Consider the following 19,965-nt stretch of genomic DNA (forward strand, 5'->3'; position numbering starts at 1 on the left):
TTAGCCCTCAGGTTCCACCAGGCGCTTGAGCGCGGCCTGGCTGTGCGGCAGGTCGGCGGCTTTGCCGACGTCCTGGCCGAGGAAATCGACGATGTCCGACCAGCGTTCCAGTGCTTCGTCGGTGGCCGGATCGTTGCCGCGCTGGTAGGCGCCGATGGCGATCAGGTCGCGGTTGCTGGAGTAGGCGGAGACCAGGCGCTTGAGCTTGCGGATGCGCAGGCGCCAGGGTTCGTCGGCGATTTCAGTGACGACGCGGCTGACCGAGGATTCAACGTCGATGGCCGGGTACAGGCCGCTGTCGGCCACGCGGCGGGAGAGCAGGATGTGGCCGTCGAGGATGGCGCGGGCGGCGTCGGCGATGGGGTCCTGCGGATCGTCGCCTTCGGTCAGCACGGTGTAGAACGCGGTGATGGAGCCGCGGCCCTTGGCGCCGTTGCCGGCGCGTTCGACCAGCGCGGGCAGTTTGGCGAACACCGAGGGCGGGTAGCCGCGGGTGGTCGGCGGTTCGCCGACGGACAGGCCGATTTCGCGCTGGGCCTGGGCGAAGCGGGTCAGCGAGTCCATCAGCAGCAGCACGTTCAGGCCCTGGTCGCGGAACCATTCGGCAATGGCGGTGGCGCGGTAGGCGCCGTGCAGGCGGGCCAACGGTGGGCGGTCGGCGGGGCTGGCCACCACCACGGCGCGGCGCAGGCCTTCTTCGCCGAGCGTGCTTTCGACGAAGTCGCGCACTTCGCGGCCGCGTTCGCCGATCAGGCCGACCACGATCACATCGGCGGCGGTGTAGCGGGTCATCATGCCCAGCAGGGTGGACTTGCCGACGCCGGAACCGGCGAACAGGCCCACGCGCTGGCCACGGCCGATCGGCAGCAGGGCGTTGATGGCGCGCACGCCGACATCGAGCGGCTGGGTGATCGGTTCGCGGGCGAGCGGGTTGATCGAGACGCCGGCCATGCCGACGGTGCCTTCGGCGCGGATCGGGCCCTTGCCGTCCAGCGGCACGCCGTCGCTGTCGATCACGCGGCCGAGCAGGCCTTCGCCGACTTCCACGCCGCCACGGCCCAGCGAGGGCACCACGCGGGCATTGGGCAGCAGCCCGTGCAGCTCGGCGCTGGGCATGAGGTAGGTGCGTTCGCCGGCGAAGCCGACCACTTCGGCATCGACCCAGCCGCCATCGGCCACTTCGACCTTGCAGCTGGCGCCCATCGGCGATTCGCAGCCGACCGCTTCCAGGGTCAGGCCGACCGCGCGGCGCAGCACGCCTTCGCGGATCAGGCCGCGACCATGTGCGCCGTCGGGCTTGATGCCGTCCAGGCGCGCGGCCAGGCGCAGGTTGCGCGCGGCGGACCAGTCCGCGGCGGGCGGGGGCGGGGACTCGGTGGTCATGCGCTGGCTCCGGATTTGCGCAGCACTGCATCCAGCGCGCCGCGCAGACGCGCCTCGAGGGTGCCGTCGATGCGCACGGCTTCGGCGTGTACGCGCAGGTCGCCACGGCTCAGGGTGAGGTCGGCGGTGAGGCGCTGGGTGGGCGAGAGCTGCAGCAGCGGGGCGAGTGCGGCGATGTCGTCGGGGTGCAGGCGCACTTCGACGTCGCGATTTGCACCGCCCACCGCGTCGACCGCTTCGCCAACCAGCTGTGCGAGCAGGGCGGGGTCGGCCTCGTAAGCGCGGCCGACCAGAGTGCCGGCAATGCGCACGGCCAGTTCGCCGAGCGCGGCCACCACTTCGTTTTCGAGACGTGCCAGTGGACGGCCGAAGTTGTCCAGGATGCCTTCGATCTGCGCGACCAGGCGGCGCACTTCGGCCTGGCCCTGGGCCTGGCCATCGGCGTGGCCCTGTTCGAAGCCGTCTTTTTCCGCAGCGTCCTGGATCGCCTGGATGTCTTCCAGGGTCGGCAGCTGCAGCAGCGGCTCGGGCTCGTGTTCGGCAACCGGTTCGTCAAGGTCGTAATGGTCGTCCTGCGGGGCGGCAGGGGCCGCCAGCAGGTCCGGGGCAAGCCAGCGCACGGCGTGGTTCACAGCATCGCCTCCGCGTTGCCGCCGAGAGTGACGGTGCCTTCATCGGCCATGCGCTTGACGATGGCCAGGATCTCGCGCTGCGCGGTTTCCACGTCCGACAGGCGCACCGGACCGCGTGCTTCCATGTCTTCAAGCAGGATTTCGGCGGCACGCTGGGACATGTTGCGGGTGATCTTGTCGCGCACCTTGATGTCGGCGCCGCGCAGGGCCAGGCCCAGCCGCTCGCCACTGACTTCGCGCAGCACCAGCTGCAGTTCGCGGTCTTCCAGGTCGATCAGGTCGTCGAACACGAACATCTTTTCCTGGATGCGCGCGCTCAGCGGCGCATCGATGCGCGAGATCTCGCCGAGGATGGCCTGGTCCTGGCCACTGTCCATGAAGTTGAGGATGTTGGCCGCGCACTGCACGCCGCCGATGTTGGACGACTTCAGGTTCTGGTTGCCGGCGAACTGGCGCTCCATGATTTCGTTCAGTTCGTTCAACGCGTTGGGCGGTATGCCGTCCAGGGTGGCGATGCGCAGCAGCACGTCCACGCGGGTGCGCTCGGGCAGCAGCTTGAGCGCATCGGCGGCCTGGTCGGTTTCCAGGTGGGCCATCACGATGGCGATGATCTGCGGGTGCTCGTTGCGCACCAGGTCGGCCACCGCACGCGGGTCCATCCACTTCAGCGCGTCCAGGCCGGTGGTGTTGCGGCCGAGCAGGATGCGGTCGATCAGGTTGCCGGCCTTCTCGCTGCCCAGGGCCTGCACCAGCATGTTGCGGATGTAGTCGTCCGAGCCGACGCCAAGCGAGGTCTTGGAGCCCAGTTCGTTGCTGAACTGGTCCATGACCCGCTCGACCTGCTCGCGGGTGATGTCGCTCATGGTCGCCATGGCGATGCCGATCTTCTGCACTTCCTTCGGTTCCATGTGGCGCAGCACGTCGGCCGCTTCCACTTCACCCAGGGACAGCAGCAGCACGGCGGCGCGCTGCACGCCGCTCAGCGGGGCAGGGGGGGCGGCGGGATCAATCATTGGCCACCCAGCCCTTGACCACCTGGGCCACGCGCTTGGAATCGGTCTTTACAGCTTCACGCGCCATGCGCAGTCGTTCCTCGTAGGAGTCCACGGGCAATGCCAGCGGCTCTTGGCCAGAAAGGTGTACCCGGTCCGAACCGAGCTGGGGCAGGCCTTCGCCATCGTCCACCAGCTGCACGTCGGCGCTGTGCGGTTCGAGGCTGTCGTCCCGGCTGGGCTTCTTCGGGGTGCCGGTGATCGAGCGCAGCGCCGGGCGCAGTACGCCGAACACCAGCGCCAGCACCACGATGGCACCCAGCAGCAGGCGCAGGCCGTCCTGCACCTGCGGCAGTTCCCACCACTTCGGCCCTTCGACCGGGGTGACTTCACGCACGAACGGAGCGTTCATCACCGACACGGTGTCGCCACGCTCGGCGTTGAAGCCCACTGCCTGCTTGACCAGCGCTTCGACGCGGGTGAGTTCAGCGGCCGACAGCGGCTGCTCGGTGGTCTTGCCGTTGGCGCCCGGGCGCGGCACGTTGTCCAGCAGTACGGCTACGGAAACGCGCTTGATGCGGCCGGCCGGCTGGCGGCTGTGCTGCAGGGTGCGGTCCAGTTCGTAGTTGCGTGTGGCGTTGCGCGCGGTTTCGGTAGGCGTGGCAGCGGTGGCCGGTGCCGCAGCCGGACCCGGCGGCGTGTTGCTGGCCGCACCCGGTACGCCCTGAGGGCCCGGGGTGGTCGTGCTGTTTTCGCTGGTCTGTTCGCTGCGCAGCTTCTGCGGCTCGCCGTTATAGATCTCGCGGGCTTCTTCGGTGACCGAGAAGTCCATGTCCACGCTGACCTCGGGGTTGACCCGGCCCGGGCCGGTCATCGGCTCGAGCAGCTCGCGGATGCGCTGGTTGAACGAGGTTTCCTGGCGGCGCACCTGGTCGAACTGGGCGGCGTTGACTGCCGCTTCGCTGTTGGGGTCGGACACGCTGAGCATGCGCCCGCTCTGGTCGACCACGGTGACGCGCTCGGCGGCCAGGTCGGGAATGCTGGCGGCCACCATGTGCACGATGGCATCGATCTGGCCGCGTTCCAGCTGCTGGCCACCGCGCAGTTCCAGCACCACCGAGGCGCTGGCAACGTCGCGCTGGCGGGTGAAGGCGCTGGGCTTGGGAATGGCCAGGTGCACGCGCGAATCGCGCACCGGGCGCAGGGTGTTGATGGTGCGCGACAGCTCGGTTTCCAGCGAGTGCTGGTAGCGGGCATTTTCCATGAACTGGCTGACGCCGAAGCCGGGGTCGCGCTCCATCAGCTCGAAGCCGAGCCGGCCGCTGTCGGTCAGGCCGGAGCCGGCCAGCTTCAGGCGCGCATCGTGCAGGTTCTTTTCCGGCACGGTGATGCCGCCGGTGGCGGCATCCAGTTCGAACGGAATCTGCGCCGCACGCAGCAGGTCGGTGGCTTCGGCGGTGGCCTTCTGGTCCAGGCCGGTGTACAGCGGCACCATCCCCGGCTTCTGCGACCAGAAGAACACGAACAGGCCTGCCGCAACGGCCACGGCGATCATCGCCATCAGGCCAAGCCGACGGGTGATCTGCAGGCTTTGCAGCCGATCGAACCACTGGCCCGCCTTTTCGGCGTTCAGGGATTCCTTGGTGAGCGACAGGGCCATGCGTTTCTATCCTTACAGCGGCATGTTCATCACGTCCTGGTAAGCCTGGACGAGACGGTTGCGGACTTCCACGGTGGCGCGGAAGGCGATCTGGGACTGCTGCGAGGCGACCATCACCTTGGCCAGGTCGGCGCCGGGTTCACCCAGTTCGAAGGCGCGGGCGAGGGCGCCGGATTTCTGCTGCGCCTCGTTGACGCCGGCGATCGCGCCACGCAGGGTTTCGGTGAAGCTCGAGCCCTGCACGTCCTGCGGTGCCGCCAGCCCCTGCAGCCCTTGCAGGGCGTTGGTCTGGGGGGTCTCAACAGACTGCCCGACCTGGGTCTGGTAGGTGCGGATCTGGGAAAGAATCGAGGTGACGGAGTGTGACATCTGGAACGTTCCGGCTGTTTGGGGGTTTCGAGTGATGACGCTGCAAGCCCCGTGCCGAAACGGCTGAGTGGTTCAGCGATGTCGTGATGGCGGGCTGCAGGGACCCGCGGCGCAACCGGTTACATGCCGGGCGTGGCGGAAAGCCGGTGCGTCAGCAGGTCGCAAAGGGGACGTCGGAACCCCGGCGTCGGGAAACCGACGCCTGACCCGTGACGGTGGCTGGACGTTGTTGCGCTGCGCATCGCCGGCCATGGCGTGGGCCGGCCAACGGCCGGCGCTACCGGAGACAAAGACGCCCGGGCTGGCCGGGCGTCGGAAACGTTGAAGCGGTGCGGCGCTACCAGCTCACGCCGGCGCCCACCCCCCAGGAACTTTCATCGCCGCTGCGCGCATAGCCTACCGACCCGGTGAAATGCTGGTTGAACTTCCGGCGGAAGGTGGCGGCGATGGCACGCTCGCCCTCTGACCCACCGACGCCGGCGCCCAGGTAGTTCTCACCGGGTTCCGGTGTGACGCTGCTCTGGGCCAGCGCGGCGGACATTGCCGCCTGCCGGCTGATCCGCCGGTCCATGGTGCGCAGCGCGTTATCCATGCCATCGAGCCGCGCGTTGACGTTGGCGAACTGGTCGCCGACCTGGGCGCGGAACTGTTCCAGCGCGGCTGCGGCACCGCTGGCCATTCCGCCGATCTGGTCTATCTGCTGGTCGGTGTAGGTATTGGCCGCCGTCAACGTATCGCCGGCCACCTGGTCGGCATACGTGTTGGCCTCGGTCAGGGTGGCATCGGCCTGTTCGTCGGTGTAGGCGTTGGCAGAGGCCAGGGTGGTCGCTGCCGACTCCTTGAGCTGGCTGACATTGACCCCATCCGTGTCCGCCACGCCGGCCGCCATGTTGGTGAGCTTGCGCTCGGCGCCGGCGGCGCCGATGGAGACGGTGTTGGCTTCATTGGCTACAGAACCAGCACCTAATGCGATGGCATTGGCGGCCGATGAGTTGGCGCCTTGGCCGATGGCGATGGAGTTCTGTTGACCGGCCTGGGTCCCCACGCCGAAAGCCATGCCGCCTTCGCCCACCGCACTGCTGTTGACGCCAATCACTACCGTATCGCGACCCGATGCGGTGTTGTTGTAGCCAATGGCCGTGGAGGCAAAGCCGCTTGCGTTCGCGTTGCGGCCGACGGCGGTTGCGAACTGATCACCTGCGCTTGAACCGCCGCCGACGGCGGTGGCATTGGCGCCAGCCGCGGTGGCACCGTCGCCGCAGGCGAATGCGGCGGCGCCCGTTGCAGTGGGTGCAGCGCCACCGGTCTGGGTGCAGACGGTCTGGGCTGACGCGGGTGAGGTCAGTGACAGGAATACGCCCAGCGCGGCGCCGAACGGGACAAGGGAACGAGCGAAGGGAACGCGCGAAACACCACGCAATGCGATGCGGTACCAGGAACGGTCCATGGCGGAGATCCTCGGGTGGCAGCGCGCCCGCCGGGGCAATGCCGGTCAGGCGATCTGCATGAATCCCCCGATTCCCCGTACGCGTCTCCCCCGCGTACGGCTGCTGGCGACGCTATGCCCGGTGCCGTCACGGCGGAGTGAAGGAAGAAGGTCCCTTGGTAATGACGATGCTCGCAGGCCCGGCCCGAAGGACGGGCCTGCGTGAACTGCGATGGACTAGAGCGACTTTTTCGTCAGATCCGGCGGAGGCGTAGCAGATGCGATGGGTGCCGCCTTTGCCGATGGCAGCTGCTGGGTGAACTCCAAGAGCAACTTCTTGTCGGCTTCTGACAGGTTTGCGAACGCCTGCGCAAACGCTTCTTCGGAGAGTTCCATGGTGATGTCCTGGTATGCAAGCGCGCATCGCGACGGCGCGAGACGGCATTGCTGATACCCCCGATTTCCCGCGCGAAGAAAGGGTGCGAAACGCCTCCGGCGAGCGCGGTGATTGTTGCGCCCGGCTCTGTTCGAGATCGGTGAAATAACTCACCAACGTATTTCAGACTCAAAACGGACAAGGCCCGGTTCGACCGGGCCTTGTCCGTTCCACGCATTGCTCCGGCATCAACCCGCCAACTCAGCCTGGTCCCGCTCGATCCCGTACTTGCGCAGCTTCTCCACCAGCGTGGTACGCCGCAGGCCGAGCAGCTGGGCAGCGTGGGCGACCACGCCCTGCGTGCGCTCCAGCGCCTCGTTGATCAGGGTCAGCTCGATGTTGGCCATGTGGTTGCGCAGGTCCAGGCCGGCGTCGGGCAGGGCCGGGGATTTGTCGGTCGGGGCGGCGCCGTTCGCTGCCGCCGCACCCGTCGCCGGGGCGTGGAACGAGAAGCTGCGCAGGTCCAGGCGGTCCTCACCAGCCGGTGCCGGCGCCGCTACCGAAACCGGCGCTGCCACCGCGAAATCACCGCGATACCGTGCCGGCAGGTCCTGCACCCGAACGTTGCCGCCCGGATGCAGCACGGCCAGGCGCTCCACCAGGTTGGTCAGCTCGCGCACGTTGCCCGGCCATTCGTAGGCGGCCAGGGCCTGCAGCGCTTCCGGGCTGAAACGCACTTCGCCACGCCCGGTGCGCGCCAGCTGGCCGGCAATGGTGGTGACCAGTGCGGGCAGGTCTTCGCTACGGTCGCGCAGCGCCGGCACTTCGATCGGGAACACATTGAGCCGGTAGAACAGATCCTCGCGGAACTTGCCATCGGCAATGCGCGATTCCAGGTCGCGATGGGTTGCGGCGATCACCCGCACGTTGCAGCGGATGGTCTGGTTGCCGCCCACGCGCTCGAAGCTGCGTTCCTGCAGCACACGCAGCAGCTTCACCTGCATCGGCAGGCTCATGTCGCCGATTTCGTCCAGCAGCAGGGTGCCGCCTTCGGCCATTTCGAAACGGCCCTTGCGTGCGCTGAGTGCGCCGGTGAATGCACCCTTTTCGTGACCGAACAGTTCGCTTTCCAGCAGGTCGGCCGGAATCGCGCCGCAGTTGATCGCCACGAACGGGCCATCGCGGCGCGGCGAGCGCTGGTGGATCGAACGCGACACCACCTCCTTGCCGGTACCCGATTCGCCCAGCACCAGCACGGTGGTGTCGAAGGCGGCCACCTGCTCGATCATCTGGCGCAGCGCACTCACCGCCGCACCGTCGCCGGTGGGACCCTGGTCCTGGCTGGCGCCGGCCTGGTGTTCGGCATCGAGCCGCTTCAGGCTGGCACGGCGCAGCAGGGCTTCCATCTGCGCATGGCGCAGCGGGGCTTCCAGCGGCCACACATTGGCCTCATGCAGGCCGTGGCGCTGGGCAAATGCGGCAGCATCGCCGTCAATCAGCATCACCGGCGGTGGCAGGGCGCCCTGGCCGGCCCACGCGAACAGCGCTTCACTGCGCGCGCCCGGCTCCAGGCCGCCGATGATCACGGCCATCCAGTCGGTGGCACGGTGGCGGGTGGTATCGAAATCGGCCGCGTCGGCAATCCAGCGCGGGTTGAAGTCCATGAATTCCAGCAGGCCAACGGTGCGCTCGGCGCGCACGGCGTCGTTGTCCAGCACCAGGATGCGCGACTCGCTCATGGCGTCGGCTCCTTCAAGCCCTCCAGGATCGGCATGACCTCCTGGATGTAGGACAGCTTGCTGACGAAATTGTCGGCACCGGCACGCAGGGCGTGCTCGCGGTGTTCGACGTCGTCGAAGTGGCTGGCGATGACGATGTACGGTGCATCGTCCTGGGTCTTGATCAGGCGGGTGGCCTGCAGCCCGCCCATTTCCGGCATGGCCAGGTCCATCAGCACGACCTGCGGGCGCAGCGACTCCGAACGCTCGATGGCTTCCAGGCCATTGCCGGCGCTGCCGACCACATCCAGCCAGTCGACCTTGCGGAAGTGGCGCATGGCGGCGTTGATGAAGCCCTCGTGGTCATCGACCAGCAGGACGGTGAGCTTGTTCATGTCGTGTACTTCCTTCAGCCCACCCGGGCCAGTAGCGGGGTGCGGGCATTGTGCCGGCGGCGTTCCCGGGCCGGGGCGATGTCCAGTTGTTCGCGGTATTTTGCAACGGTTCGGCGGGCAATGTTCACGCCCTGGCGTGACAGAAGTCCCGCAATGGCCTCATCAGCCAGCGGACGACCGGCCGGTTCGGCATCAATCAGGCGCCGGACCATGGCCTTCACGGCCTGGCCGGAGACGCTGGCGCCTTCCAGACGCACGGCAAAGAAGTGCTTCAGCTCCAGGGTGCCGCGTGGGGTCTGCAGGTACTTGCCGGTGGTGATGCGCGAGACGGTGGACTCGTGCATGCCGATGGCATCGGCCACTTCCTTCAGGGTCAGCGGGGCCATGGCCTCTTCGCCGCGGGTGAGGAAGCCGGCCTGGCGTTCGATGATGACGCGGGTGGTGCGCAGCAGGGTGTCGTAGCGCATGGACAGGCCACGGGTCAGCCAGCGGGCTTCCTGCAGCATGTCGCGCAACGGCTGGGCACTGTCGCCGGCATCGGCCAGGGCACTTTCGTAGGTGGGGTTGATGCTCAGGCGGCGGCTGGTGGCCGGGTTGAGCGCCACGCGCCACTGGCCATCGGCGTGCCAGGCCACCACGTCGGGGATGACCGCGCCGGACGTATCCGGCAGCAGGCTGTCGCCCGGGCGCGGCTGCAGCGAGAGGATCAGGCGCACCGCTTCGTGGATGTCGGCGACTTCCGCATCCAGCTGGCGGGCCAGGGCGGGGTAGTCGTGCGCGGCCAGAGCGTCCAGGCCGTGGTCCAGCACCCGCAGGGCCAGGTGGCGGGCCGGCACGCGACCGTGCAGGGCGCGCAGCTGGACCGAGAGGCATTCGTGCAGGTCGCGGGCGGCCAGGCCGGCCGGGTCGCCGTGCAGGATCTGCTGGCGCACCGCTTCCACACCGGCGGCGTCCACATCGCAGTGGGCGCTGGCCAGCAGGGTCAGCTGCTCCAGCGGCGCGTCCAGGTAGCCGGCATCGTCGCAGTGCTCCAGCCAGAAGCGGGCCACGGCCAGTTCGCGCGCATCCAGCTCCAGTGACAGGCGCTGCAGGGCGCGCAGCTGCGGGTCGCTGGATTCGTCGGCGGCAATGCGCTGCAGGCGGTCGTCGTCGCCATCGTGCCAGCTGGCCCCGGCCACGTCCCACATTGCAGGCTCGGGCAGTTCGTCGAAGGCGGCCACTTCCACGGTGGTGCCGGCTTCGCCGGTCTCGGCGGTGTCGGGCGCGGGCGCTTCTTCCAGCTCCAGCAGCGGGTTGGTGTCCAGTGCGCGGCGGATTTCCAGCTCCAGCTGCATGCCGTCCAGCTGCAGCAATCGGATCGACTGCAGCAATTGCGGCGTGAGGTGCAGCTGCTGACCCATCTGGGTCGACATCATCGGCTTCATGTGGTGTATCCCCGTCGCCCCGAGCCCCCGGTGCGTTATGGAACACATCTTGCTTGTGATCCCGTGGGGGCGAAATCAGGGGGTTCCCTAGCGGGGTCGTCAGGTTCCCGACAGCGTGTGGGGAGATTCCTGACGGTATGTCTGGTTATTTGACGCTGGGCGCGGCGGGGATCGCTGTTTCCGCGGTGTCTTCGGCTGCGTCCCGATCAAAAACCCGTCGCTCGTGGCCGCTGTGGCAGGCAGATGTCGGGGAATCGACGCCGGTTATTCCAGTTCGTGCTGGTGACGCGCGGCCAGCAACAGCAGATCGTTGGCGCGGCGGCAGCCCAGCGATTCCATCATGCGCGCGCGGTGGGTTTCCACCGTCTTGACGCTGATGCCCAGGTCGGCGGCGATTTCCTTGTTGCTTTCACCCTTGCCGATCTGGCGCAGGATCTCGCGCTGGCGCGGCGAGAGCGCGGCAATGCCGACCGGCTTTTCCCTGCCCAGCATGGGCGCCAGCATCTTGGCCGAGATCTGCGGGCTCAGGAACACCTGGCCGGCATGGGCGGCGCGCAGGGCCAGGTCGAGCTCCTGGGGGGCGGCGTCCTTGACCACGAAGCCCACCGCACCGCGGTCCAGTGCATCGCGCACGTGCACGGCGTCGTCGTGCATGGTCATCATCACCACGCGGGTGCCCGGCGCGCGGACCAGGATGTCGCTCAGGGCTTCCAGCCCGGTACGCCCGGGCAGGGACAGGTCCATCAGGATCACATCGGGGGAATGCAGCAGGGCCATTTCAAGCGCCTCCTTTGCATTGCTGGCCTCTGCGGCGACCTCGACGTCGGCAAAGCCCTGGAGCAGGCGGCTTAGGCCGGCGCGGACCAGGGTGTGATCGTCGACGATGAGAACGCGCACGGGCAGAGGAGATGTGAAGAAAAGAAGTTCTTCACATTATCCTAGCGCGGCTCTTTATTAAAGACCGCGCCGCCGGGAATCCGCCACCTGCCGCCGGTGCAGCCGGAACAGGTGCCGCTCCAGCGCCATTTCCAGCCCGTCGCTCATGGGCGCGAAGCGCAGCCAGAGGAAACAGGAGCCGGCACCGGTGGCCGCTTCGGCCAGCACGGTGACGGGCAGGTCGATGTGGTCGGGCAGCCAGTCGCAGGGCTGCAGGCGGATCACCCCCAGGCTGCCGGCCGCGGCACCGGTGCGGGCGCCCAGTTCCAGGCGGATGCCCCGGCGCGACCAGCGCAGCGGGCGCAGGTCCAGATCCTGGGCGCTCTGCCGCACCAGCCGGCCGAGCAGCACCATGGTCAGGTCCAGCTTGGCTTCCAGGCGCTGCAGCTGGGTGCTGGACTCGCCACGGTCGTCATGGCCATCATCGCCCCGGGAATCCTCGACCAGGGCAACGCTGCGCAGCAGGGTTTCGGCGCTGCCGGGGCGGATCACGCTGCTGCCCAGGCGGAATTCGGCGGGCAGGGCGACATCGCAGCTCAGCGTTTCATCGAACAGCTCGCTTTCGGCCGGATGATGGATGTCGCTGGGACGAAGTTCGCTCATGTCAGGGATTCTGCCCGGAGGTAGGCGAGGGACGCGCGAACGGCGCGTCGGTCGGCGGTGAGGTGGCTGCCCGCTTCGTCGCGGCGGGCCGCCATGCGGATGCTGACCTGCTGCTGGCGCGCGATCAGCCCGCGCAGCGAGCCGGCGTCGATGCGGGCCTCGTGTTCGTCCAGGTACGCACGTACCTGCTGGTCGTAGGCGTCCATCAGGCGCTGGGTCAGGTCGTGGTCATCACCTTCAACCGCGCCCGACAGCCTGTCCAGCGCATCATGCAGGAGGTGAAGGACGTCGGGGGCGAGTGAGGCGTGCATCAGGCGCCTGCCACAGCGGGCTGGCGCTGGTCGTGCGGGATGGCATTCCACGCAGAATCGATCTCGGTCAGCAGCTGCAGGGCTTCCTGCAGGGCAGCGCCGTCGTTGTGCAGGTTGGCATCGGTCAGGCGCTGCATGACGTAGTCGTACAGGGCCGACAGGTTGCCGGCGATGTCGCCGCCGGCCTCGTGGTCGAGCGAGCCATTGAGGTGGCCGACGATGGCGCAGGCCTCGCCGATGGCCTTGCCCTTGCGGGCCTGGTCGTTGCGCTCCAGGCAGGCCTCGGCCAGGCGGATGCGCTCGCAGGCGCCGGTCAGCAGCATGGCGACCAGTTTATGCGGGTCGGCATCGTTGACGGCGCTGGAAACGCCGACCTTGCGGTACTGCTCTGCGTACTGACGGCTGGAACCGTACATTGGAACTTCTCCTCTGGGACCCACGCCAGACATCAGGTGGTGGGTGCTGCCATGAATATCGGCGGTGCGGTGCGGAAACTTGAGCGTTGCCGCGCGGCGGGTCAGCTGCTGGTCTTCTTGGCCAGTGCCTGGGTCAGGCTGTCGCTGGTGGTCTGCATCTGGGTAACCAGGGTCTCCATGGCGGTGAACTGCTTGGTGTAGCGGTCGGAAACCTTTTCCATGCGCGCGTCGAGCGCGTCCAGGCGGCTTTCCAGGTCCTTGATCTGCTTGTTCAGCGAATTGGTGCGCTGGGTGAGGGTGCCGGTTTCCTTGTCCAGGTTGCTCTTGATGAGCGTGTCCATGGGCTTGCCGATGGCGCCGTCCTTGCCGAACAGGCGGGACACGGCATCGGGGTCCTTGCCGATGGCGGTCTCCATCTTGCCGCTGTCCAGGGTCAGGCTGCCGTCGGCCGCCATGGTGACGCCCATGTCCTTGAGGCCGTTGATGTTGCTGCTGAACTGGCTGCGCAGCTGCTGCTGCAGGCCGCGCACCATGGCGTCGCCGGTGAGTGCGGCGGCGGTCTTGCTGGTGGCGTTGTAGGCGCTGGTGGACTTCAGCGCGCTGTTCATGGCGTTGTAGGCGGCCACGAACGCGGCCATGTCGGTCTTGACCGCGGTGTTGTCGCGGGTAATCGTCAGGGTCTGGGTCTTGCCCGCTTCAGTGCCGGCCTTGGTCAGGGTCAGGTTCACCCCGGGCACGATGTCGCTGATCGTGTTGGAGCTGGAGGTTCGGGTGAACCCGTCGACGACGACCACGGCATCCTTGGGCTCGACGGTCTGGGTCATCGGGGAGCCGGCGGTGCCGTCATAGGTCAGGGCCGCCAGGCCGCCGTTGCCACCGCTGGCGGTGATCTTGACGGCACCCGACAGGCCGGTATCGACGGCACTGAGCATCAGATGCTGGCCATCGTCGGCGGTGATGACGCTGGCGCTGACCACTTTGCCGCCGGCTGCTTTGTTGATCGCCGCGGCGATGTCGCTGAGCTTGCTGTCGGCGTTGATGGTGACGTCGAGGGTCTTGTCGCCATAGGCGATGGTCAGGGTGCCGTCGCCGATGACGGTGTCCTTGGCGAAGGCGCCGGAGCTGAGCTTCTGGCCCTGGGCCAGGGATTTGACTTCCACCTGGTGGGTGCCGGCAGAGGCGGAGGCGGCGCCTTCGCTGGTGTCGATGCTGGCGGTGAAGTTGGAGTCGGTGATGGTGCTGGCTTTGAAGGACGGCTTGTCGGCGTTCTTGATCAGGCTGGCCAGGGTGGTCTGCAGGTTGGTCATGCCACTGGTCAGGGTGGCCAGCGCCGACAATTTGGCACTGGCGGCGGTACCGGCGGAATTGATCTGGTTTTCCTGCGGTTCGCGCTCCTTGGCGACCAGCTGGGCCACCAGGGTGGGAATATCGAGGCCGGTACCAATGGTGCCAATCGCCATGTCTGCAGTCCTGTCTTGAAATGTGGGCACGCAACTGCCTGCGCTTCCTGCAGGTGGTATCGGCCCGGAACGGGGAGGCTTGAGGCCCGTCCACCTGGCGGTGGGCGCGCTGATGCCAAAGCAGGTGCAAGCGGCATGCCAGAGCTGCGCCGTGGTCAACAAAAAACCCCGCCGGAGCGGGGTTCCCTGTTTCGCAACGCCAATGACGCTTAGCCGTTCAGCAGGCTCATGACGCTCGAGGGCGACTGGTTGGCCTGGGCCAGCATCGCGGTGCCGGCCTGCTGCAGGATCTGCGTGCGGGTCAGCTCGGCGGTTTCCTTGGCGTAGTCGGTGTCGCGGATACGGCTGCGCGAGGCCGACAGGTTTTCCGAGGTGGTGTTGAGGTTGGCGATGGTGGAGGTGAAGCGGTTCTGGATCGCACCCATGTCGGCGCGCGAGGAGTTCACCGCGGTCAGCGCCTTGTCGACGATCGACAGGGCCTGCTGGGCGCCGGCGACCGAGGAGATGTCCAGGTCGCTGGCGAACTTGTTGGCCAGGGCGGCGCCGGCAGCGGCAGTGGTGGCGGTGTACGCGGCCGGGGCGGTGGCGCCACCGGTGTAGGTGCCGGCGGTCAGGCCGATCGCGTTGAAGGTGCCGTCCGAGCCCACGCTGTTCTGCACGGAGGTCAGGTTGACCTTGCCGGCGGCGCCGTCGACCGAGGCGTACACGCCGGTCTGGTCCATCTTTTCGTTGATCGCGGCGGTCACCGCGGCCACGGTGGCCTTCTGGGTGGCAGCCGAGTCGACGCCGGCCTTCACGTTGATGTCGGACAGGGTGTACGACTTGCCGTCGGCGCCGGTGATGGCCATGCCGGTGATCTTGACGTCGGCGTTGGCGGCCGCAGCGACCGCGCCGACGGTGAAGCTGTTGCTGTCGAACTTGGCGCCGCCCAGCGCGTTGGCGCTGGCGTTGACGATGCTGTTGATGCCGATGGTCTGGCCGGAATCCGCACCGACCTGGAACAGCGCGCCGGAGAAGGAACCGTCCAGCAGCTTGGTGCCGTTGAAGTTGGTCTGGCGGGAAACGCGGTCGATTTCCGAGGTCAGCTGCTTCACTTCGGCGTTCAGGGCTTCACGGTCGCTGTCGGAGTTGGTGGCGTTGGCCGACTGCACCGACAGTTCGCGGATGCGCTGCAGGTTGTTGCCGATTTCGACCATCGCGCCTTCGGCCGTCTGGGCCAGCGAGATGCCGTCGTTGGCGTTGCGCACCGCAACGTCCAGGCCGCGGATCTGGGTGCTGAAACGCTCGGAAATCGCGAGGCCTGCGGCGTCGTCCTTGGCGCTGTTGATGCGCAGGCCCGAGGACAGGCGCTGGATCGTCGTGGCCAGGCTGGAGCCGCTGGTCGACAGGTTGCGCTGGGCGTTGAGCGACATCACGTTGGTGTTGATGACTTGTGCCATTTTCTTGCTCCTGGTGGCGATGATGTCGCCGGGTGATAGAGGTGTTTCTCCCGTGTGGGAGCGCCAAGCGATGTCGATCTGCCGTGGCTGGAATCAATAACGACCCAATGTCAAGAAGCTTTAATCAATGGGGTGAAAAAAACGCTGAATCCGTCACGTTTCATGAACGCCGACGCAAACAAAAAGCCCCGCTTTCGCGGGGCTTTTCGTTACACATCCTCCGCAGGCATCAACCCTGCAGCAGGCTCATCACGCTCGACGGCGACTGGTTGGCCTGGGCCAGCATCGCGGTGCCGGCCTGCTGCAGGATCTGCGTGCGGGTCAGCTCGGCGGTTTCCTTGGCGTAGTCGGTGTCGCGGATACGGCTGCGCGAGGCCGACAGGTTTTCCGAGGTGGTGTTGAGGTTGGCGATGGTGGAGGTGAAGCGGTTCTGGATGGCACCCATGTCAGCGCGCGAGGAGTTGACCGAGGTCAGCGCCTTGTCGACGATCGACAGGGCCTGCTGCGCACCGGCCACCGAGGAGATGTCCAGGTCGCTGGCGAACTTGGTGGCCAGGGCAGCGCCGGCGGCGGCAGTGGTCGGGGTGGCCGGGGTCGGCGCGGTGATGCCGGTCCAGGTGCCCGCGGTGACGGTGATGGCGTTGAACGTGCCGGTGTCGGAGACGCTGTTCTTGACCGAGGTCAGGTCGATCTTGCCGGCAGTGGCATTGACCGATGCGTACACGCCGGCCTGGTCCATCTTCTCGTTGATGGCGGCGGCAACGGCGGCGGTGGCGGCCTTCTGGGTGGCGGCAGCGTCGACGCCGGCCTTCACCGAGATGTCCGACAGCGTGTAGGCGGTGCCGTCGGCGCCCTTGATGGTCATGCCCTTGATGGTCACGTCACCGTTGGTGGCGGGCACGCCGATGTCCAGGGTGCTGGTGTCGAACTTGGCGCCGCCCAACGCGCTGGCGCTGGCGTTGACGATGCTGTTGATGCCGATGGTCTGGCCCGAATCGGCGCCGACCTGGAACAGCGCGCCGGAGAACGAACCGTCCAGCAGCTTGGTGCCGTTGAAGTTGGTCTGGCGGGAGACGCGGTCGATTTCCGAGGTCAGCTGCTTCACTTCGGCGTTCAGTGCTTCACGGTCGCTGTCGGAGTTGGTCGCATTGGACGACTGCACCGACAGTTCGCGGATGCGCTGCAGGTTGTTGCCGATTTCGACCATCGCGCCTTCGGCGGTCTGGGCCAGCGAGATGCCGTCGTTGGCGTTGCGCACGGCAACGTCCAGGCCGCGGATCTGGGTGCTGAAGCGCTCGGAAATCGCCAGGCCGGCGGCGTCGTCCTTGGCGCTGTTGATGCGCAGGCCCGAGGACAGGCGCTGGATGGTGGTGGCCAGGCTGGAACCGCTGGTCGACAGATTGCGCTGTGCGTTCAGCGACATCACATTGGTGTTGATGACTTGTGCCATTTCCGTGCTCCTGGGTGCGGTGATGCGGATTCAGTGGGCGCCTCGCGGGGGAGGCGGTGGGCAATGTGCCCGGGTTGAAATCATTAACGACAACCCGCAGGGAACCTTTAGGGCTGGGACGACCGAATTTCGCGTTTGTCAACAAAAAACCCCGCTTTCGCGGGGTTTTCCGTTACGCACCCTCCGCAGGCATCAGCCCTGCAGCAGGCTCATCACGCTCGAGGGCGACTGGTTGGCCTGGGCCAGCATCGCAGTGCCGGCCTGCTGCAGGATCTGCGTGCGGGTCAGCTCGGCGGTTTCCTTGGCGTAGTCGGTGTCGCGGATACGGCTGCGCGAGGCCGACAGGTTTTCCGAGGTGGTGCCGAGGTTGGCGATGGTGGAGGTGAAGCGGTTCTGGATCGCACCCATGTCGGCACGCGAGGAGTTGACTGCGGTCAGCGCCTTGTCGACGATCGACAGGGCCTGCTGCGCACCGGTGAAGGTGGAGATGTTCAGGTTGCTGGCGAACTGCGCGGTCAGGCCGGTGGCGTCGGCGGTCGGGGTCGGCGCGGTCGGTGCGGTGGCGCCGGTCCAGGTGCCCATGGTCACGGCGATGGCATTGAAGGTGCCGTCGTCGGCGACGTTGTTCTGCACCGAGGTCAGGTCCAGCTTGCCGGCGGTGGCGGCATCGACCGAGGCGTAGACGCCGGTCTGGTCCATCTTGGCGTTGATCGCGGCGGCGATGGCGGAGGCGGTGGCCTTCTGGGTGGCGGCGGCGTCGACGCCGGCCTTCACTTCGATGTCGTCCAGCTTGTACGACTTGCCATCGGCGCCCTTGATTTCCATGCCCTTGATGGTGGCGGCGGCATTGGTGCCCGGGGCGGCGACGGTGAAGGTGTTCTTGTCGAACTTGGCGCCGCCCAGTGCGCTGGCGCTGGCGTTGACGATGCTGTTGATGCCGATGGTCTGGCCCGAATCCGCACCGACCTGGAACAGCGCGCCGGAGAAGGAACCGTCCAGCAGCTTGGTGCCGTTGAAGTTGGTCTGGCGGGAAACGCGGTCGATTTCCGAGGTCAGCTGCTTCACTTCGGCGTTCAGCGCCTCACGGTCGCTGTCGGAGTTGGTGGCGTTGGCCGACTGCACCGACAGCTCGCGGATGCGCTGCAGGTTGTTGCCGATTTCCACCATCGCGCCTTCGGCGGTCTGGGCCAGCGAGATGCCGTCGTTGGCGTTGCGAACCGCAACATCCAGGCCGCGGATCTGGGTGCTGAAGCGCTCGGAGATCGCCAGGCCGGCGGCGTCGTCCTTGGCGCTGTTGATGCGCAGGCCCGAGGACAGGCGCTGGATGGTGGTAGCCAGGCTGGAACCGCTGGTCGACAGATTGCGCTGTGCGTTCAGCGACATCACATTGGTGTTGATGACTTGTGCCATTTCCGTGCTCCTGGATACGAAGGTACTGCTGGTTTTTGGGGTGCCCCGGGGGAGGCAATGGGCGATGTGCCCGGGTTGAAATCATTAACGACACCCCGGCCGGAACCTTTAGGGCCCAGCGGGCGAAATTTGCGTTTGTCAACAGAAAACCCCGCCGGAGCGGGGTTTTCTGTGACGCGTGCTTGTGCGGGATCAGCCGTTCAGCAGGCTCATGACGCTCGAGGGCGACTGGTTGGCCTGGGCCAGCATCGCGGTGCCGGCCTGCTGCAGGATCTGCGTGCGGGTCAGTTCGGCGGTTTCCTTGGCGTAGTCGGTGTCGCGGATACGGCTGCGCGAGGCCGACAGGTTTTCCGAGGTGGTGTTCAGGTTGGCGATGGTGGAGGTGAAGCGGTTCTGGATCGCACCCATGTCGGCACGCGAGGAGTTCACCGCCTTCAGGGCGTCGTCCACGATCGACAGCGCCTTCTGGGCACCGGCGACCGAGGAGATGTCCACGCCGCTGACGGTGTCACGGGCGTCCGCATCGGCGGTGGCGCCAATGCCCGCCATGGCCACGGTCAGGCCGGTGGCATCGGTGGTGGCGGTGGTGAACTCGAAATCCTTGCCCGACTTCAGCGAGGTCAGTTCCAGCTTGCCGTCCTTGTCCAGCGAGGCGTACACGCCGGTCTGGTCCATCTTGTCGTTGATGGCATTGACCACCTTCTTGCTGACGTCGGCGGCCTTGTCGCCCACGGCAACGTCCACGGCAGCAATGGCAACGCCATTGATTTCCATGTCGCTGACAGTGCCCGCGGCCGTCGCGGTGCCGGTCAGGGCCGCTGCGGTCGAGGTCTGCTTGGCAGCGTACAGGCCGTTGCCCAGCTCCGAGGTGCTGGAGTTGACGATGCTGTTGATGCCGATGGTCTGGCCCGAATCGGCGCCGATCTGGAACAGCGCGCCGGAGAACGAACCGTCCAGCAGCTTGGTGCCGTTGAAGTTGGTCTGGCGGGAGACGCGGTCGATTTCCGAGACCAGCTGGTTGACTTCGGCGTTCAGCGCTTCACGGTCGCTGTCGGAGTTGGTGGCGTTGGCCGACTGCACCGACAGTTCGCGGATACGCTGCAGGTTGTTGCCGATTTCCACCATCGCGCCTTCGGCGGTCTGGGCCAGCGAGATGCCGTCGTTGGCATTGCGAACCGCAACGTCCAGGCCGCGGATCTGGGTGCTGAAACGCTCGGAAATCGCCAGGCCGGCGGCGTCGTCCTTGGCGCTGTTGATGCGCAGGCCCGAGGACAGGCGCTGGATCGTGGTGGCCAGGCTGGAACCGCTGGTCGACAGGTTGCGCTGAGCGTTCAGCGACATCACGTTGGTATTGATTACTTGTGCCATTTTTCTCTTTCCTGTGGGCAAGTTCCGGCCGCGGCGTGCACCCGGAGTTGACGCAGAGACCGCACCCGTGGCGGATGCAGCTGTTGCAGGAGAGATAACGGCGGTTGGCGCGAAGCCTTGAGAAAAAATACGCAGAAAACATCACCCGGGTAGGGTGATGGTCGGTGGTTGCGCGCGTCCGGCAGGGGCCGGAACAC

General features: G+C 66.9%; 19 protein-coding genes. All 19 read right to left on the bottom strand.

What is annotated here, in order from left to right; all coding sequences use genetic code 11:
- The 19 genes from V9K91_RS14200 to V9K91_RS14290 all read right to left on the bottom strand — a co-directional run bounded on the left by V9K91_RS14200 (position 1) and on the right by V9K91_RS14290 (position 19,768).
- A complete protein-coding gene (locus V9K91_RS14200; protein WP_336443434.1) occupies positions 1-1,383 on the bottom strand; it encodes a FliI/YscN family ATPase in 1,383 nt (460 codons plus the stop codon).
- A complete protein-coding gene (locus V9K91_RS14205) occupies positions 1,380-2,015 on the bottom strand; it encodes a FliH/SctL family protein (RefSeq protein WP_336443435.1) in 636 nt (211 codons plus the stop codon). The genes V9K91_RS14200 and V9K91_RS14205 overlap by 4 nt, the downstream gene beginning before the upstream one ends.
- Positions 2,012-2,998, bottom strand: coding sequence for a flagellar motor switch protein FliG (gene fliG / locus V9K91_RS14210; RefSeq protein WP_210132790.1), 987 nt, complete (start codon positions 2,996-2,998; stop codon positions 2,012-2,014). The genes V9K91_RS14205 and fliG overlap by 4 nt, the downstream gene beginning before the upstream one ends.
- 22 nt (positions 2,999-3,020) lie before the next feature.
- A complete protein-coding gene (gene fliF / locus V9K91_RS14215; RefSeq protein ID WP_336443436.1) occupies positions 3,021-4,667 on the bottom strand; it encodes a flagellar basal-body MS-ring/collar protein FliF in 1,647 nt (548 codons plus the stop codon).
- Between the two features lie 12 nt (positions 4,668-4,679).
- Positions 4,680-5,036, bottom strand: a complete 357-nt coding sequence (gene fliE / locus V9K91_RS14220; RefSeq protein WP_336443437.1) for a flagellar hook-basal body complex protein FliE — start codon at positions 5,034-5,036, stop codon at positions 4,680-4,682.
- Positions 5,037-5,373: 337 nt separating this feature from the next.
- The gene (locus tag V9K91_RS14225) at positions 5,374-6,483 is read right to left on the bottom strand and encodes a YadA-like family protein (protein WP_095363802.1); all 1,110 of its coding nucleotides are present in this window, start codon (positions 6,481-6,483) and stop codon (positions 5,374-5,376) included.
- Between the two features lie 216 nt (positions 6,484-6,699).
- Positions 6,700-6,858, bottom strand: coding sequence for a hypothetical protein (locus V9K91_RS14230; protein WP_336443438.1), 159 nt, complete (start codon positions 6,856-6,858; stop codon positions 6,700-6,702).
- A 228-nt stretch (positions 6,859-7,086) separates the two neighbouring features.
- Complete coding sequence (locus V9K91_RS14235) at positions 7,087-8,577, bottom strand: sigma-54 dependent transcriptional regulator (protein WP_336443439.1); 1,491 nt, start codon at positions 8,575-8,577, stop codon at positions 7,087-7,089.
- Positions 8,574-8,951 carry a response regulator transcription factor gene (locus V9K91_RS14240; RefSeq protein ID WP_068851692.1) on the bottom strand — a complete coding sequence of 126 codons (378 nt, stop codon included), beginning with the start codon at positions 8,949-8,951 and terminating at the stop codon, positions 8,574-8,576. Before V9K91_RS14240 ends, V9K91_RS14235 begins: the two co-directional genes overlap by 4 nt.
- Positions 8,952-8,965: 14 nt before the next feature.
- Positions 8,966-10,375, bottom strand: a complete 1,410-nt coding sequence (gene rpoN / locus V9K91_RS14245) for an RNA polymerase factor sigma-54 (RefSeq protein ID WP_184123703.1) — start codon at positions 10,373-10,375, stop codon at positions 8,966-8,968.
- Positions 10,376-10,639: 264 nt separating this feature from the next.
- Positions 10,640-11,272, bottom strand: coding sequence for a response regulator transcription factor (locus tag V9K91_RS14250; protein WP_068851698.1), 633 nt, complete (start codon positions 11,270-11,272; stop codon positions 10,640-10,642).
- 57 nt (positions 11,273-11,329) lie between these two features.
- Positions 11,330-11,914 carry a PilZ domain-containing protein gene (locus tag V9K91_RS14255; protein WP_093532806.1) on the bottom strand — a complete coding sequence of 195 codons (585 nt, stop codon included), beginning with the start codon at positions 11,912-11,914 and terminating at the stop codon, positions 11,330-11,332.
- Positions 11,911-12,225: a hypothetical protein gene (locus tag V9K91_RS14260; RefSeq protein WP_093532807.1), complete on the bottom strand. Its 315-nt coding sequence runs from the start codon at positions 12,223-12,225 to the stop codon at positions 11,911-11,913. Before V9K91_RS14260 ends, V9K91_RS14255 begins: the two co-directional genes overlap by 4 nt.
- Complete coding sequence (gene fliS, locus V9K91_RS14265; RefSeq protein WP_093532808.1) at positions 12,225-12,641, bottom strand: flagellar export chaperone FliS; 417 nt, start codon at positions 12,639-12,641, stop codon at positions 12,225-12,227. The genes V9K91_RS14260 and fliS overlap by 1 nt, the downstream gene beginning before the upstream one ends.
- A gap of 101 nt (positions 12,642-12,742) precedes the next feature.
- Complete coding sequence (gene fliD, locus V9K91_RS14270) at positions 12,743-14,101, bottom strand: flagellar filament capping protein FliD (RefSeq protein WP_095363798.1); 1,359 nt, start codon at positions 14,099-14,101, stop codon at positions 12,743-12,745.
- Positions 14,102-14,310: 209 nt separating this feature from the next.
- Positions 14,311-15,540: a flagellin gene (locus tag V9K91_RS14275; protein ID WP_068851713.1), complete on the bottom strand. Its 1,230-nt coding sequence runs from the start codon at positions 15,538-15,540 to the stop codon at positions 14,311-14,313.
- A gap of 229 nt (positions 15,541-15,769) precedes the next feature.
- On the bottom strand, positions 15,770-16,990 hold the full coding sequence (locus V9K91_RS14280; protein WP_184123701.1) for a flagellin: 1,221 nt from the start codon (positions 16,988-16,990) through the stop codon (positions 15,770-15,772).
- A 192-nt stretch (positions 16,991-17,182) separates the two neighbouring features.
- Positions 17,183-18,400, bottom strand: a complete 1,218-nt coding sequence (locus V9K91_RS14285; RefSeq protein WP_068851718.1) for a flagellin — start codon at positions 18,398-18,400, stop codon at positions 17,183-17,185.
- Positions 18,401-18,592: 192 nt separating this feature from the next.
- Positions 18,593-19,768: a flagellin gene (locus V9K91_RS14290; RefSeq protein WP_068851721.1), complete on the bottom strand. Its 1,176-nt coding sequence runs from the start codon at positions 19,766-19,768 to the stop codon at positions 18,593-18,595.
- Positions 19,769-19,965 lie beyond the last annotated feature (197 nt).

The sequence above is a fragment of the Stenotrophomonas sp. CCNWLW57 genome, assembly GCF_037203925.1.
Lineage (GTDB): Bacteria > Pseudomonadota > Gammaproteobacteria > Xanthomonadales > Xanthomonadaceae > Stenotrophomonas > Stenotrophomonas rhizophila_A.

Coding starts and splice junctions, on each gene's coding strand:
- V9K91_RS14200 (WP_336443434.1), bottom strand. CDS start 1,383: ATGACCACCGAGTCCCCGCCCCCGCCCGCCGCGGACTGGTCCGCCGCG.
- fliF (WP_336443436.1), bottom strand. CDS start 4,667: ATGGCCCTGTCGCTCACCAAGGAATCCCTGAACGCCGAAAAGGCGGGC.
- fliE (WP_336443437.1), bottom strand. CDS start 5,036: ATGTCACACTCCGTCACCTCGATTCTTTCCCAGATCCGCACCTACCAG.
- V9K91_RS14225 (WP_095363802.1), bottom strand. CDS start 6,483: ATGGACCGTTCCTGGTACCGCATCGCATTGCGTGGTGTTTCGCGCGTT.
- V9K91_RS14230 (WP_336443438.1), bottom strand. CDS start 6,858: ATGGAACTCTCCGAAGAAGCGTTTGCGCAGGCGTTCGCAAACCTGTCA.
- V9K91_RS14235 (WP_336443439.1), bottom strand. CDS start 8,577: ATGAGCGAGTCGCGCATCCTGGTGCTGGACAACGACGCCGTGCGCGCC.
- V9K91_RS14240 (WP_068851692.1), bottom strand. CDS start 8,951: ATGAACAAGCTCACCGTCCTGCTGGTCGATGACCACGAGGGCTTCATC.
- rpoN (WP_184123703.1), bottom strand. CDS start 10,375: ATGAAGCCGATGATGTCGACCCAGATGGGTCAGCAGCTGCACCTCACG.
- V9K91_RS14255 (WP_093532806.1), bottom strand. CDS start 11,914: ATGAGCGAACTTCGTCCCAGCGACATCCATCATCCGGCCGAAAGCGAG.
- V9K91_RS14260 (WP_093532807.1), bottom strand. CDS start 12,225: ATGCACGCCTCACTCGCCCCCGACGTCCTTCACCTCCTGCATGATGCG.
- fliS (WP_093532808.1), bottom strand. CDS start 12,641: ATGTACGGTTCCAGCCGTCAGTACGCAGAGCAGTACCGCAAGGTCGGC.
- fliD (WP_095363798.1), bottom strand. CDS start 14,101: ATGGCGATTGGCACCATTGGTACCGGCCTCGATATTCCCACCCTGGTG.
- V9K91_RS14275 (WP_068851713.1), bottom strand. CDS start 15,540: ATGGCACAAGTCATCAACACCAACGTGATGTCGCTCAACGCCCAGCGC.
- V9K91_RS14280 (WP_184123701.1), bottom strand. CDS start 16,990: ATGGCACAAGTCATCAACACCAATGTGATGTCGCTGAACGCACAGCGC.
- V9K91_RS14285 (WP_068851718.1), bottom strand. CDS start 18,400: ATGGCACAAGTCATCAACACCAATGTGATGTCGCTGAACGCACAGCGC.
- V9K91_RS14290 (WP_068851721.1), bottom strand. CDS start 19,768: ATGGCACAAGTAATCAATACCAACGTGATGTCGCTGAACGCTCAGCGC.